The organism is Clostridium sp. (genome assembly GCF_036781005.1).
Classification (GTDB): Bacteria; Bacillota; Clostridia; order Clostridiales; family Clostridiaceae; genus Clostridium_B.
In genome coordinates, this window is record NZ_DAIQBT010000050.1 from 1 (window position 1) to 14,104 (window position 14,104).

Sequence of the window (14,104 nt, forward strand, 5' to 3'; positions counted from 1 at the left end):
TTCTTACTTCCTGTATTGACTGTAAGTCTTTATCCATTATCTCCATATTTCATTCTCCCTTTCCAATATCTGTTTTGAATTTAGTTCGTATTAAAAATATTCTGGTGTAATCCTTTATATGGACTGCACTGTTAAACATAATATAATTATATTAAATCAATTGAGTTAAAGTTGCAACTGTATTTTTCTGTTCAATTTTAATGATTTTAGCTAAACTACTGTTTTTAAGAAATCTGGGGAGTTTTTCAAATTGACACAGTATCTTTCTGAGTCATCAGCTTCAATTCCTTGAAAATCATTTATTTCTTCAGCTATAGATATTTTACCTTATATACTGTCTTCTCCTGTTTTATACCTCTTAATTTGCAACTTTTACAGAGCCAATTGTTGATTCTATATCTGTAACTGGGTGTTGAAATATATAATTTCAAGCACTTTTAACAAACCATCTTTAAAAAGAACACACAAAATATCTTTTACACGCACTAGTAATCTACTATGCCAAAGATATTTTATTCATAACTTTACATAGTTCTTTGTCTTTAAAAAGTAGGTTTAAACATAGAAACAGGATTTTGTCCCATTAATCTTAAAATGGATAATCCAGCTTTTCTAGCAGCAGTTAAAGATTGCAATACAGCACCTGAATCTCCACTTATAGTTATAAGAATTTCATTCGTATATGACAGTACACCATTAGTAGGACTACCATAAGTAATTAGTTCTACATCGGCTGTTTTTAATGCTGTATCTGCTATTATCATCCCAACTCCTGCTGGAGCTGCATGCATAATACCAAAAGCTTGTCCTGATGGAGCTCCAAAAGCTTTTTCAAATATTAAACTCGCCCTTGCAGTATATTGAACTTCCAGATGACCGGCATCACAAAGATAAACATTTCCTAAATATTTATCCGTTTGCTTAAGTGCAACTTCCACTGCCCTTCTAGCATCAGATACATCTGCCGCTTTTAAAACAATAAATATACCGTGTCCTGCTCCACCTTTTGTATCCCTTGGCAATTCAATAGTTGCAACTTCTGTATTTGTAGCCTTAACAGCATCATCTGCAGCCATCATTTGAGCAGGTGCCCCTACTCTAGCACTTATTATACCTATTGACCGGCATGTATTATCCAAACCTAGATGCTTATGCAATAGGCTATCTACATTAGCTATAACCAACCCTACTGTATCCCCTGCAGCTGTTCCAACAAACTCTGTCATTGACGGAACTTTTTCTACATTCTCCGCCTTTTGTTCTGCTGCTGTTTGTTTACTCTCTTCTGGTTTAGCTTCTTTTACAACTTCCTCTTTTTTTGAATCTGCCAGTTTTTCGGTAGTTGATTCTACGACCTTATTTAACTTTTTTTGATCAAAATTGTCCAAATCTAAATTTTTTCTAACTTCGCCTAAAACCTTTTCTATTAACTCATTATTCATAAATAACTCCCCTCATTAAAGCTTTAATTAGCCAATGTTAGGCAATATTTTTTCTACATCTGTATGAGGTCTTGGAATAACATGTACTGATATAACTTCTCCTACTCTTTTAGCTGAAGCAGCTCCTGCATCTGTTGCAGCCTTTACTGCTCCTACATCTCCTCTTACCATAACGGTTACAAGTCCTGAACCTATTTTTTCATATCCGATAAGTGCAACATTTGCTGCCTTTACCATTGAATCAGCAGCTTCAATAGCTCCCACTAGTCCTTTTGTTTCGATCATTCCTAATGCTTCCTGTCCCATAAAATAGTACCTCCATAATTTTTATTTTTTATTAGTTTTATTTTTTATTTTGTCTAAATTTTATTACTAAATCCATAAAAAATTTTTGACAAATTCGACTGACTTTTGTATTATATATATATATAATTATTGTATTTTTTTGATATGAAAAAGTAAATATCAAACTAAACAATTAATTTGTTACAAATCAATTATACTAGAATTTTAGAATATTTACAACACTAAAATGTAGGAGGTAAAAAGCATAAGATGAGTTTACAAAATATTGATTTAAAAGATATCATTGATGTAGAAAATATACAAAAAATACAAAATAGATTGACAAAGTTAGTCAAATTTCCTACAATTATAGTAGATACCAATGGTATTCCTGTCTGTAAAGAAACCAATTTTACTCCTTTTTGTTCCCTTATGGGCTCTTTCCCAGAAGGAAATAAAAATTGTAAATTATGTCATTCTCAAGCAGGCTTTTCAGCTATGAAGGATAAAAACCCAAAAGTATATACATGCCATACTGGTCTTATGGATTCCGCAACCCCTATCATTATAGATAATTATTACTTAGGTGCGATTTTAGGTGGACAAGTGTTAATAAAGGATCACCAGACAAAAGATTCTATTAATCTAAAAAAGTTGTCCGAAAATTATAAAATACCTATGAAAAAGCTGCAAGAAGTGACCGATTCTATCCAATTAGTTGAAAGCGATTACCTTCATAACTGTGTAGAATTTCATGACTTTATGGCAAATTATATAGCAGAAATTGGTATGCATAAAATTACTCAGAAAAAGTTATTAAAAGAAAGTCAAGAAAAGACAAAACTGGAGCAGCAAACTAAAAAAATGAAATTACAAACTATACAAGCACAGACCAACCCACATTTTTTATTTAATACTTTAAATACCATAGCTAGAATAGCATTAATAGAAAATGCTCCTAAAACAGAAGACTTAATATATACTCTTTCTGATATCCTAAGATATAGCCTTAGAAATTCTGAAGAATTTCCTAAGCTAAAAACTGAAATGGAATATATAGAAAGATATTTATATATTCAAGCCCTAAGATACAGTGATAGAATTAGATACCATATTGATGTAGATGAAAAAATTCTTGAATGCAGAATTCCTACTATGACTATTCAACCCATAGTAGAAAATGCATTAATACATGGTCTGGAAGAAAAATTAGAGGGAGGTGAAGTTTCCATTAAAGGCACCTTAACACCCTCAAAAGATATTATAATCGAAGTATCTGATAACGGGAAAGGGATTGATCCCAGTATATTAAATTTACTCAATAATTCAGATAATATACCTAAGCAATTTGGTATAGGTATAAAAAATACAAATGATAAACTACATCATTACTTTGGAAATAATTATGGTATAAAAATAGATAGCAAACCTAATTTGGGTACAAAAGTAGATATATGTTTACCTAGAATTATGACACCCTAGATAACTGCATATACAGTACATTTATACCATACTTTAACTAGTTAAGGAGGATAATTAACTATGTATAAACTTCTTATAGCAGATGATGAACCCTTGGAGAGAAAAGCTTTAAGAATAATATTACAGAGAGATTTTTATAATATTGATATAAAAAAAGATTGCAAAAATGGAAATGAAGTGGTACTTAATGCAAAAATCTATAAACCAGATATAATTCTAATGGACATAAAGATGCCAGAAAAAAATGGCCTTGAAGCCCAAAAAGAGATAATACAATTTTTGCCTAATGTAAAAACCATTATTTTGACAGCTTATGAAAAATTTGATTATGCTCAGAAAGCCATAAAATACGGTGTGGTTAATTATATGATAAAACCAGTAAGAACTAATGACTTAAAAATTGCTCTAAACAAAGTTATACAATCTATAGAGACTACAGAAAAACATGATAATTTAAAAATGACCGATATAAATTCCAAAAATATATATGAAGACACCATAAAAATCATTTTAAAATATATAGATAATAATTTCAATCGCAAGATAAATCTTAATTCAGTGGCTAATTACGTTCACTTGAATCCTCAATATCTTAGCAGATATTTTAAGCAAAAAATGGGTATTACATTTACCCAATACATCACAAAACTAAGATTGGAAAAAGCAAAAAAACTACTGCTTAATACAGATAAATCCATAACACAAATAGCTTTAGAAGTAGGATATATAGATGCTGCCTATTTCAGTAAAGTATTTTTTAAAAATGAACACCTATCCCCTTATAAATTCAAGATAAGCAGTTACAGCAAAGTATAGAAAATTCTAGCACAAGAACTAGATAATAGTTCTTGTGCTATTTATTTCTTATTTAGCTAAATTTAACATGTTTATAACATCCTCTTTATTCAATCTTACAAATTGCCCAACTGTTTGTGCTCCATTTTCTGTACATTTATCTGCCATTTCTTCAATTTTACTCTCATCTATATTTCCTTCTTTCAATGTCACTGGCAATCCAATTTTTAGGAAAAATTCTCTTGTTCTCTTTATACCTTCTAATGCTATATTTTCATAAGAAGCATACACAAGTTCTACATTCCATACCCTCACAGCAAACTGAACAAATCTGTTAACATCATGGATATAGACATATTTCATCCATGCTGGAAATACAATGGCTAGACCTGCTCCATGGGCAATACATTCTGTCCGCTTAATTCATGCTTAATTTTGTGAGAAGCCCAATCCCCTATTCTGCCTGTGCTTAACAGATCATTATGAGCTATGGTACCAGTCCACATAATTTCCGCCCTGGCATCATAATTTTCAGGTTCTTTAAGCACTATTTTCACATTATTTATAATAGTTTTCATAGCAGCTTCGCAAAGCCTATCTGTAAAAATTACTTGATTCTGTTCCTGTAGCAGATAATGTTATTATAACTCCTACAGGCAGAGCTTCCTTAACCTTTGCCTTCCCAAGGAAAAAATCCCATACATCTCCCTCATAAGGTACTCCTATGGCAATAGCTTTTGCTGTATCTGCTGCACTTTCTCCCCCTACGGACAATACATTTTAAGTGCTAAATACACCATACTATTAATGAAAGCAGATAAAGATAATTATACCAAACTCTACCTGAAGCTAAGAATCACTTGATTTAAATTTGATATTAGCCAATGCTTCAGCTAATGATGAATTTATATTGGACCTGTTTTCTTCTTTCATTTTTTTCATATATCTTGATACATCTTTTTTATTCAGTTTACCCTCATTTTCTTTAAATCTTTTATTAAATGAAGAAAATTTTTCTCTAAAACTACAGTGTGGACATACATAAATTCGCCCTTCTCCCTCTCCTCTAAGCTCCAACTTTTTATGACACTCCGGACACCTGGCATTAGTTAGTCTAGCCAAATTTTCTCTATGTCCGCACTCCCTATCCTGACATACCAGCATTTTTCCCTGTTTGCCTTTAACTTCAAGCATATACTTTCCACAAAGAGGACATTTTTTCCCTGTAATATTATCATGTTTAAATTTATTACTGCTTTCCTTAATATTTTTAACTAATATTCCAGCGTATTCTCTCATATTATTTATGAAAACTTTAGGATCCTTTTTCCCCTTACTAATAAGTTCCAAATCCATCTCCCATTTGGCCGTCAAAAGAGGAGATTTAAGATCCTTTGGTACTAATTCTATAAGTTGTTTTCCTTTTGAAGTCGGAATTATATCCTTGCCATTCTTCTCTATATAAAACATATTAAAGAGTTTTTCTATAATATCAGCTCTTGTAGCCACCGTTCCTATACCACCTGTTTCCCCAAGGGTCTTTGCATGTAGTTTATCTATGGCTATATATTTCTGTGGCTTTTCCATGGCCGATAACAAAGTTCCTTCATTAAATCTTGCTGGAGGTTTAGTTTTTAATTTATTAACTTCAATTGATATTACATCTATATTATCACCTTTTTTTAATTCAGGTAATACCTGATTTTCACTTTCATCATCTTCAATTATCCGGTTTCCAATATCATATACTTTTTTCCACCCTTTTGACCGTACAACTTTACCTCTTGCTGTAAAATTTTCTCCATTAATATCCACCATTATACTAGTTTGCACATATTCAAAAGGAGGTAACATAACAGCTAAAAACCTCTTTACTACCAAGTCATAAATATTTTTTTCTTCGCTACTTAAAAGTGACAACTTTACTGTTTCTTCTGTGGGAATTATGGCATGGTGATCACTTACCTTGCTATTATCTACAAAACCTTTATGAACATTTATCTTGGTTTTCAATAACTCGTTTGCATATATTTTATAGCTGCCCACAGAAATTGCACTTAAACGCTCTTTTAATGTACCCACTATATCTGTGGAAATGTATTTGGAATCTGTCCTTGGATAAGTTAAAATTTTATAATTTTCATATAATCTCTGCATTATAGAAAGGGTATGTTTGGCAGAGTATCCAAAAATCCTATTTGCATCCCTTTGTAATTCTGTTAAATCATAAAGTGAAGGAGCATACTGTTTTTTATAACTTTCTTTAACATCAATTATATTAGCTACTTTTCCCTTGGTAAGAGATAAAATTTTATTTACTTTATTTTCTTCATAAATACTGCTATTATTATTTTTGTCCTTCCACATTAATGTAAATTTCTTGGTCTTTGCATTAATTACAAAATAATCTTTAGCTTTGAAATTTTTTATCTCCTCTTCACGGTGAACTATCATAGCAAGTGTTGCTGATTGAACCCTTCCCGCCGTGAGCTGGGCATTATATTTACAGGTCAGTGCACGTGTTACATTCAGCCCCACCACCCAATCTGCCTCTGCTCTGCATCTTGCCGCCTTATACAAATTATCATATTTTGAAGAACTCTTTAAATTTGAAAACCCTTCTTTTATAGCTTTATCTGTTTGAGAAGATATCCATAATCTCTTAACCGTTTTTTTCACTCTAGCTTTCTCTATTATCCATCTGGCTACTAATTCTCCTTCTCTTCCCGAATCTGTAGCAACTATTATTTCTCCTACATCTTTTCTGTTCATCTGGGATTTTACTACATTAAATTGCCTTCCACTTTGCTTTATAACTACAAGTTTCAATTTATCAGGCAGCATTGGAAGATCTTCTAATACCCATTTTTTATATTTCTCATCATAAGCTTCAGGATCTGCTAAAGTTACTAAATGACCTAATGCCCAGGTTACAACATATTTATCTCCTTCTATATAACCTGTGTTCTTTTTATTACAATGAAGTACTTTTGCTAAATCTCTTCCTACAGATGGTTTTTCGGCTAATACTAATATCTTACTCATATTCATTTCCTTTCATTCTTATTAAGTTTATTTATAACATATTAAAATACTTTTTTACATTAGTATACCACATTCACTTTATACTTAGATATTTATTTATGCCATTTGCCAGAATAATTCTATTAACTATAGTACATACTAGGTACATATTAAATTTATCAAATTATTTACAAATTCAAATAAAATTATCTATCCACTTAATATTTTTGAGTATGGGAGGGATAAATCTTGGAAAATACTCACAATTTTTTATGTCCATCAGTTAATCTTATTGGAACAGGTGTACTAAAAAATCTGCCAAACTACTTGATGCCCCATAAACTGAGTAAGGCCCTAATAGTTACAGATAAAAACATAATAAGTCTGGGTTACGTGGAAATGGTTGAAAAGATATTGAGACACTTATTTATTTCCTATGACATATTTGATGGTGTACTACATCCAAATTCCACAATTTCCTTTGTGGAAGACGGTTTAACATATTTAAAAAAAAGTTTGAATCTATTAAAGAGAAACTACCATTTTATTATCTCCATAGGCGGCGGTACTTGTCACGATTGTGCAAAAGGCATAGCAATAGTTGCAACTAACGGTGGCTCAATTTCAGATTATGAAGGATATAAAAAAATGAAAAAACCCAGCTTGCCACTTATAGCCATTAATACTACTTCTGGCTCTGCGTCAGAGATATCAAATTTTGTAATCTTAACAGATGAAAGCAGAAAATTAAAGATAGATATAGGCGATCCTAAAATGATGCCTATAATATCCGTAAATGATCCTATATTTATGCCATCCATGCCTCCTGATGTAACTATCAGTTCAGGAATGGACGCAGCTACTCATGCCATAGAATCCTTTGTTTCTACTGAAGCCTTTCCTACTACAGATGCTCTAGCCATATCTGCCCTAAAACTGGTATTTACCTATATAAAGAGAGCTTATGACAACGGAAATGATTTAGAGGCCAGAGAACAGATGATGTATGCCAATATAATGGCAGGATTTGCATTTAACAATGCAGGCTTGGGACTTGTTCATGCAATGACTCATCAAATAGGTGGTTTTTATCAACAGATTCATGGAATTTGTAACACGGTGATCCTACCTTATGTAATTGAATTTAATTCTTCCTCCATACCTGAAGAAAAAATTTTTACTCTATGCAGGGCAATGGGAGAAACTGCTTTAAATCCAAAAGAGGCTCTATGCAAAATTAAATATAAACTCCAAGCTTTGTCTAAGGAATTGTGCATTCCCCTAACCTTAAAAGACATGGGAGTAAAAGAAGAGGACTTGCAATTTCTCTCAAATAATGCTGTAAAAGATATAGCTATCTTTACAAATCCAAGGCAGGCAACAGTGGAAGACGTACTTAATATTTTTAAAATTGCCATGTGAATATTCTACTAAAAATTTGGCAGGAATTAAATAATAAGAAACTCTCGAATTTACAAACAAAATTGTATATCGGGAGTTTTTCAATTTTCCTCTTTTAACCCTTTTTTACTTTTTTTAAAACGAATCAAAAGAGCTATTATGGAAATATATACAAGATTAAAAATTACATATATTTTTATAAGTCCATCTGTGTAAATTCTCCTTCTTGTAGGATTTCCATACAAACTAGTTATAATGATTATTATAGGATATAGTAACAATGTAAATATTTCATAATGTATTTTTTTTATAGATTTACTTAACCCATAGGAAACTGAAAAATAATAAGTAGCCATACATTTAAATTGCACTAAGGACCACAAAGATAAAAATACAAATCTAAAACTGTTTACAATGGGTATATGTATACTATCAGCTAAAGTTAAAACAGGCCATAGGTATTTAGGAGAAATCTCTATACCTAAATAATAAATGGTTGCAAAAATTGTCCATACATAGATAAAGGCCACAATACCTACTGCTTTTAGTCCACTTTTTAATAAACTTTTGTTATCCTTCAAAAAAGGATATATAAGAAGTATAACTTCCATACCAGAAAAAGGAAAAAACGTTTCTAATGAACCTTTTAATATGTTACTTATACTATTATCAAATACAGGCATAAAGTTCAATAAAGTTCCATAAGCTAAAATTCCTATGGGAATAACAAGTAAAATTATAGTTATGTAAAAGCCTACCTCATTTAATCTTCCTAGAGGTTTTATACCATTATAAACAATATAGGTTATAGGAATCAATATAGTAAATAGCATCTGATAATTCTTCAAAAATCCGGTAGCATATATTTTAAACACCTGAATATACCCTGAAAATTCAGATGTAATCATAAATAAAAAATAAGATATAAAAATAAAATTTAAAATACTGCCTAAAATATTTCCAAAACATTTTTTGCTTAATTCCAATATATCTTCCTTATAAGAACTTTTACATAAATAATTTGCTATAAGTAATATATATAAGGGATATACTGACCCTAATATACAGCTAATCCAACTGTCCTGTCTTGCAAATTTTATAACGCTGTTAGGTATATACATTATCTCAATGCCTATCATAGCTGATTTTAATGTAAATTTAAATTGACTGGGGGTTAGGAAAGTATCCTTTAACTTATACATTTTTTTCATTCCCAAAGTTGCTTTGTCTGGTAGAATCGTTATTAGGGATAGCCTTAGGTCTTTTATTCATCTTCCATATAGGTGTCCTTATAAATGTATCTTTCATATCACTTTTATAAAATGCCATATATGGTACTCCAAAATTCTCTAAACAGCAAAGATAGACCAATATGGAAAACCATCCTATAACTATACCGAGCACCCCAAGCCAATTTGACAATATAAGCATGGGATAATTCAAAGCTCTTATGGCGATAGACATTTGATAATTAGATATTACAAAAGAGGCTACTGTAGTAATTCCTGCCACAAGTAAAGTAGGTGAACTTATAACTTTTGATTTAATTGCAGCATCCCCTATTATAATACCTCCTACTACACTAATTGTCTGACCTATTTTGCCTGGCATCCTAAGTCCACCTTCCCTTAAAAACTCTATAGTCAACTGCATAGCAAATAAAGACATAAAGGGCGTCAATACTATCCCTTGTCTGGTTTCTATGAGGGATTTAATATATTCAGCAGGAATAAGTTCTGGATTAAATTTAACCAATGTTATGTATATTCCAGGAGCAGATATCACTATAAATACAGCTATAAGTCTTAATGCCCTGGTAAACCATGTTTGTATCGTTCTTCCATAATAATCTTCTATAGTTTGAAAAAATTCTATAAATATGGAAGGATAAGTTGTAACATAAGGTGTACCCTCTAGTAAAAAAGCTATTTTCCCTTCCATCAAAGCTGCTTCTATTACATCAGGTCTTTCAGAACCACTGGTTTGAGGTAAAATACTATAGGGATGTTCTTCTATACACTGTTCAATACTACTATTTGCTGGAATAATGTCTATATCTATTTTATTTATCTTATCTTTCATTCTCTTAAGAAACTCTTTATCTACTATATCATCTATATACATAATTACTAAATCTGTCTGAGATCTTCTTCCTAATGTAAATTTCTCCATTGTTAAATTTTCGTCTTTTATTTTTCGCCGTAATATACTTATATTAGTTTCCAGGTTCTCCACAAAACCTTCTCTTGGACCTCTTAAGGAAGGATCATTTTCCGGTTCAGATATGGTTCTATAATTTCCTCCCGTAGTATTTATTACAATAAAATTACAGCAATTTTCAATTATCAACACAGTTTTTCCCCTTTTAATACTAGTTACAACACTGTTTATATCTTTCTCAATAGAAGAATCACTAGCGGATATATATCTTTTTTGTATATAATCCTCTATTTCTTTTTTTCCTATAAAATCTTCTTTCACATGTAACATTAATGGATTTAATATATCTCTATCTATCACATCTTTATTTATGAGACCATTTATATAAATAATGGCAGCTTCTATACAATTATTTTTTCCTATAAGTAAATTCCTTACTACCAGCTCACTTTGTTCACCTAATAAATTTCTTATATTTTCAATATTGTGATTTATGTCATATTCCCGATTATCCATTTTATCACCCCAATCTGTATAATAAATATTTTCCCCTAATCTGTAAAAAATATTTATCCAAAGCCTAGAATTAACTGCTGACTCCATACACAAAAAAACTGCTGACAAACATATTTGTCAGCAGTTTAAAATCACCCTTTTTTAACGCAATTATTATTTATTTATAATTGTATTCCCTGCGTCTTTTCCTAATGTATGGGATGCTCTATTAAATTTTTCTGTCTTTGGAAGTCGAATTTCAACAACTCCACTTTGCAGTGTAGCTTCCACCGCTTCTGCTCTTACACTTGTTGAAAGCGGAATTGTTCTATTTAATACAAATTGATTAGACCCATTTAACAAAGTACCTGATATTGTTAATGAATCATCTGTAACATTAAGTTTCAAATCATTTATTGCAGAATTGGATACATAAGCAGATACCATAATATCACTTGATGTTTCTGAAATATCTATAGTAGGCTGAATCATAAGATTCCTTCCCATAGGAATTTGAGTATTATAGGTTATACCGTTGAAATTTCCACTTCCCATTTGACCAAATTGAGAGGCTGAAACGCAAGGTGTAGTATTAGTAATTTGAGAAGCATTTATATACCCCATCTGTGGATTAATAGTCCATCCAGACATAGGCTGAGAATTACCGGAAAAAGCACTTATTCCCGTTCCTGAATGTGTTCCAATTCCATAATTAACAGTAGTACCCATACAAGAAACATTTGAAGATATTGGCACAAACCTCAACTGTTGTATGCTAGCTCCCTGTTGTTCTAAAGCATTAGTATTAATTTGCATAATAATGTACCTCCTAAGTTTTTATTTTTTACAATACTTATTATTGTATATTAAAGGAAAATTTATTCGAAAATTTTTTAGATATTTAAAAATAAACTTATATTACTCTGAATATATATAAGTCCAAATTCAAACAATAATCTTAACTAAATCTTAATTTTCAATTTTGGGATGTGATTAAAATGAATGAAACCAGATATAAATTGATTAGAGATATATCAAAAGAACGTAATTCTAAGGTGATATGCTATTTCTGCGGCGATAGACAAAATGTAAACATAAGAGTAGCTCCTGATATTATTCCGATTTTTCATAAACTCCTTGAACATTCAGGAAGAACAGATAAAATAGATCTATTTATTTTTACCAAAGGAGGGGATGTACTAACATCTCTTCGTTTAGTGGAACTCATATATGAATATTGCAGTAGATTTTCAGTATTAGTCCCTTACAAAGCCTACAGCGCAGGTACTCTAATATGCCTTGGTGCTTCTGAAATAGTTATGACCAAAATGGGGGAACTAAGTCCTGTGGACCCCAACATAACTAGCGTTTTCAATCCTGAAGATACCAATAACATGAAACTTCCTATTAATGTAGAAGATGTGTATTCTTTCTTCTCCATTGCTAAAGATGTAATAGGTCTAAAAACTGATGAAACCCTAATCAAGGTTTTTACCAATTTAACAGAACATATTCATCCCTTAGCCGTTGGAAGTATATTCAGAAGTCATGCACTTATAAGAACTGTTGCAAAAGAACTTCTCCTTATGCATATGAATTACAATGATGAATACAAGATAAATGAAATTGTAAATATTTTAACCGAAAAGCTTCAATCCCATAGTTATATGATAACAAGACGGGAAGCCAAAAATATAATTAAACTTCCCATAAAAAACTGTTCCAATGAATTGGAAAAAAAATTATGGAATCTTTACGAAGCCTATGAAAAAGATTTTTCTTTTAATACTCCATTCTCTCCTGATGAAGTGGCGGATTCATTAGGCAATTTTTCTGTTTGCTCAGGAATTATTGAATCAGATGACATAAGCTACGGATACATTTTTGATGGAGCAATTCATAATATGGGAGAAAATAATATGAATGGATATTCGAATGTAAATATTGTAAATCAAGCCTGGAGGAGGATATGATATGAATTTAAAATCTAACAAACAATTAAAGCAATTTAGAAATATATACAACAACTCAGGATGTGTTTCCTCAAATTATAAGATATCCAATAATAATTTAGAAACACATATAGAATATGATGATAATGAAATAAGTGGTGAATTTAATATTAGCAGAATAAAACCTAACAGATAATGAAAAATAAATAAATCAAACTCATTATATATGAAACCAGCAATAATTATTCCTTGCTGGTTTTTCAATGTCTTTTTTCGATTACCATAAGCATTGGAGGACTATTTATTTGATTGATAAAATCCATTTTAACTACATTGTATTTTCTTTGATCTAATTTTCGGGAATATTTTTCTAAAGATATTTTTTCATATTTCCCCTGCTCATGTCCATAATATACCACCAAAATCACCACTCCGTTTTTATCAATTAAATTCAATGCCTTTTTAAGTGCTATCAGCGTAGTATCCGCATTAGTTGTGATATAGTGTTTTCCTTTAGGTAAATATCCTAAATTAAAAATAACAAGCTTTACTTTTTGACTTATATAATTATCCATATTTTCGTGTCCGTCATTTATAAGCTTTACATATTTAAAAAGATTCTTATCAATTATCTTTTTTTGTGTACTTTTAATAGCATCCTCTTGTATATCAAAACCATATACCTTCCCTGATTGTCCTACAAGTTCTGCTAAGAACACAGTATCATTTCCATTTCCCATGGTAGCATCTACTGCAATATCCCCTTCTTTCAGCTTTTTCATACATATGTCTCTAGCAATATTAACTGCATTTGTAAAATAATTTTTATTCATAATTGTTAACTCCATATCATAAATTGTACTTTAAAATTTTCATAGTCTTTATACACATATTTAAAAAACTACTTAAAAAAATTCTTAAAGATTTCTAAAACAAAATATCCAGCCAATTTTCTATAAAAATCTACACCTTATTATCGTACCAACTACTTTCTTTCCTAAAAAGATAGTCCCTGAAACTGCATATTATAATAATATAAGAAAGTACTATTTATATTATATAAAATTA

General features: G+C 30.7%; 13 protein-coding genes and 1 pseudogene. 5 read left to right on the forward strand and 9 right to left on the reverse strand.

Going from position 1 to position 14,104, the window contains the following annotated elements:
- Positions 1-542: 542 nt before the first annotated feature.
- Together pduB and pduA are read right to left on the reverse strand one after the other, a co-directional pair.
- Complete coding sequence (gene pduB, locus V7Q02_RS14510) at positions 543-1,442, reverse strand: propanediol utilization microcompartment protein PduB (protein ID WP_333861790.1); 900 nt, start codon at positions 1,440-1,442, stop codon at positions 543-545.
- A 27-nt stretch (positions 1,443-1,469) separates the two neighbouring features.
- Positions 1,470-1,748, reverse strand: a complete 279-nt coding sequence (gene pduA / locus V7Q02_RS14515; protein ID WP_012101449.1) for a propanediol utilization microcompartment protein PduA — start codon at positions 1,746-1,748, stop codon at positions 1,470-1,472.
- Between the two features lie 249 nt (positions 1,749-1,997).
- Here pduA and V7Q02_RS14520 point away from each other — a divergent pair, with 249 nt between their 5' ends.
- Together V7Q02_RS14520 and V7Q02_RS14525 are read left to right on the forward strand one after the other, a co-directional pair.
- Positions 1,998-3,209: a sensor histidine kinase gene (locus V7Q02_RS14520; RefSeq protein WP_333861793.1), complete on the forward strand. Its 1,212-nt coding sequence runs from the start codon at positions 1,998-2,000 to the stop codon at positions 3,207-3,209.
- A 60-nt stretch (positions 3,210-3,269) separates the two neighbouring features.
- On the forward strand, positions 3,270-4,025 hold the full coding sequence (locus V7Q02_RS14525) for a response regulator transcription factor (RefSeq protein ID WP_333861794.1): 756 nt from the start codon (positions 3,270-3,272) through the stop codon (positions 4,023-4,025).
- Between the two features lie 48 nt (positions 4,026-4,073).
- On the opposite strand, the pseudogene V7Q02_RS15985 reads toward V7Q02_RS14525, so the two are convergent.
- From V7Q02_RS15985 to V7Q02_RS14545, 3 genes and pseudogenes are all read right to left on the reverse strand, one after another.
- A pseudogene (locus V7Q02_RS15985) lies at positions 4,074-4,582 on the reverse strand (hypothetical protein).
- 16 nt (positions 4,583-4,598) lie between these two features.
- Complete coding sequence (locus V7Q02_RS14540; RefSeq protein WP_333861799.1) at positions 4,599-4,778, reverse strand: iron-containing alcohol dehydrogenase; 180 nt, start codon at positions 4,776-4,778, stop codon at positions 4,599-4,601.
- A gap of 75 nt (positions 4,779-4,853) precedes the next feature.
- A complete protein-coding gene (locus V7Q02_RS14545; RefSeq protein ID WP_333861800.1) occupies positions 4,854-7,049 on the reverse strand; it encodes a DNA topoisomerase III in 2,196 nt (731 codons plus the stop codon).
- A 228-nt stretch (positions 7,050-7,277) separates the two neighbouring features.
- Here V7Q02_RS14545 and V7Q02_RS14550 point away from each other — a divergent pair, with 228 nt between their 5' ends.
- A complete protein-coding gene (locus V7Q02_RS14550; protein ID WP_333861801.1) occupies positions 7,278-8,450 on the forward strand; it encodes an iron-containing alcohol dehydrogenase in 1,173 nt (390 codons plus the stop codon).
- A gap of 80 nt (positions 8,451-8,530) precedes the next feature.
- Here V7Q02_RS14550 and V7Q02_RS14555 read toward each other — a convergent pair whose 3' ends face one another.
- The 3 genes from V7Q02_RS14555 to V7Q02_RS14565 all read right to left on the reverse strand — a co-directional run bounded on the left by V7Q02_RS14555 (position 8,531) and on the right by V7Q02_RS14565 (position 11,900).
- A complete protein-coding gene (locus V7Q02_RS14555) occupies positions 8,531-9,640 on the reverse strand; it encodes a GerAB/ArcD/ProY family transporter (protein ID WP_333861802.1) in 1,110 nt (369 codons plus the stop codon).
- A complete protein-coding gene (locus V7Q02_RS14560) occupies positions 9,624-11,105 on the reverse strand; it encodes a spore germination protein (RefSeq protein WP_333861808.1) in 1,482 nt (493 codons plus the stop codon). The genes V7Q02_RS14555 and V7Q02_RS14560 overlap by 17 nt, the downstream gene beginning before the upstream one ends.
- Before the next feature lie 153 nt (positions 11,106-11,258).
- Entirely contained in the window at positions 11,259-11,900 is a 642-nt protein-coding gene (locus V7Q02_RS14565) for an Hsp20/alpha crystallin family protein (RefSeq protein ID WP_333861804.1), read from the reverse strand.
- A gap of 182 nt (positions 11,901-12,082) precedes the next feature.
- On the opposite strand from V7Q02_RS14565, the gene V7Q02_RS14570 reads away from it, so the two are divergent.
- Both V7Q02_RS14570 and V7Q02_RS14575 read left to right on the forward strand, forming a co-directional pair.
- Complete coding sequence (locus V7Q02_RS14570) at positions 12,083-13,057, forward strand: SDH family Clp fold serine proteinase (protein WP_333861805.1); 975 nt, start codon at positions 12,083-12,085, stop codon at positions 13,055-13,057.
- 1 nt (position 13,058) lies between these two features.
- Entirely contained in the window at positions 13,059-13,232 is a 174-nt protein-coding gene (locus V7Q02_RS14575) for a hypothetical protein (protein WP_333861806.1), read from the forward strand.
- Positions 13,233-13,296: 64 nt separating this feature from the next.
- Here V7Q02_RS14575 and V7Q02_RS14580 read toward each other — a convergent pair whose 3' ends face one another.
- Positions 13,297-13,869, reverse strand: a complete 573-nt coding sequence (locus tag V7Q02_RS14580; RefSeq protein WP_333861807.1) for a class I SAM-dependent methyltransferase — start codon at positions 13,867-13,869, stop codon at positions 13,297-13,299.
- Positions 13,870-14,104: the final 235 nt, after the last annotated feature.

Bases quoted from the DNA above. Each gene is read 5' to 3' on its own strand.
- pduB (WP_333861790.1), bottom strand. From the start codon at position 1,442: ATGAATAATGAGTTAATAGAAAAGGTTTTAGGCGAAGTTAGAAAAAAT.
- pduA (WP_012101449.1), bottom strand. From the start codon at position 1,748: ATGGGACAGGAAGCATTAGGAATGATCGAAACAAAAGGACTAGTGGGA.
- V7Q02_RS14520 (WP_333861793.1), top strand. From the start codon at position 1,998: ATGAGTTTACAAAATATTGATTTAAAAGATATCATTGATGTAGAAAAT.
- V7Q02_RS14525 (WP_333861794.1), top strand. From the start codon at position 3,270: ATGTATAAACTTCTTATAGCAGATGATGAACCCTTGGAGAGAAAAGCT.
- V7Q02_RS14545 (WP_333861800.1), bottom strand. From the start codon at position 7,049: ATGAGTAAGATATTAGTATTAGCCGAAAAACCATCTGTAGGAAGAGAT.
- V7Q02_RS14555 (WP_333861802.1), bottom strand. From the start codon at position 9,640: ATGAAAAAAATGTATAAGTTAAAGGATACTTTCCTAACCCCCAGTCAA.
- V7Q02_RS14560 (WP_333861808.1), bottom strand. From the start codon at position 11,105: ATGGATAATCGGGAATATGACATAAATCACAATATTGAAAATATAAGA.
- V7Q02_RS14565 (WP_333861804.1), bottom strand. From the start codon at position 11,900: ATGCAAATTAATACTAATGCTTTAGAACAACAGGGAGCTAGCATACAA.
- V7Q02_RS14570 (WP_333861805.1), top strand. From the start codon at position 12,083: ATGAATGAAACCAGATATAAATTGATTAGAGATATATCAAAAGAACGT.
- V7Q02_RS14575 (WP_333861806.1), top strand. From the start codon at position 13,059: ATGAATTTAAAATCTAACAAACAATTAAAGCAATTTAGAAATATATAC.
- V7Q02_RS14580 (WP_333861807.1), bottom strand. From the start codon at position 13,869: ATGAATAAAAATTATTTTACAAATGCAGTTAATATTGCTAGAGACATA.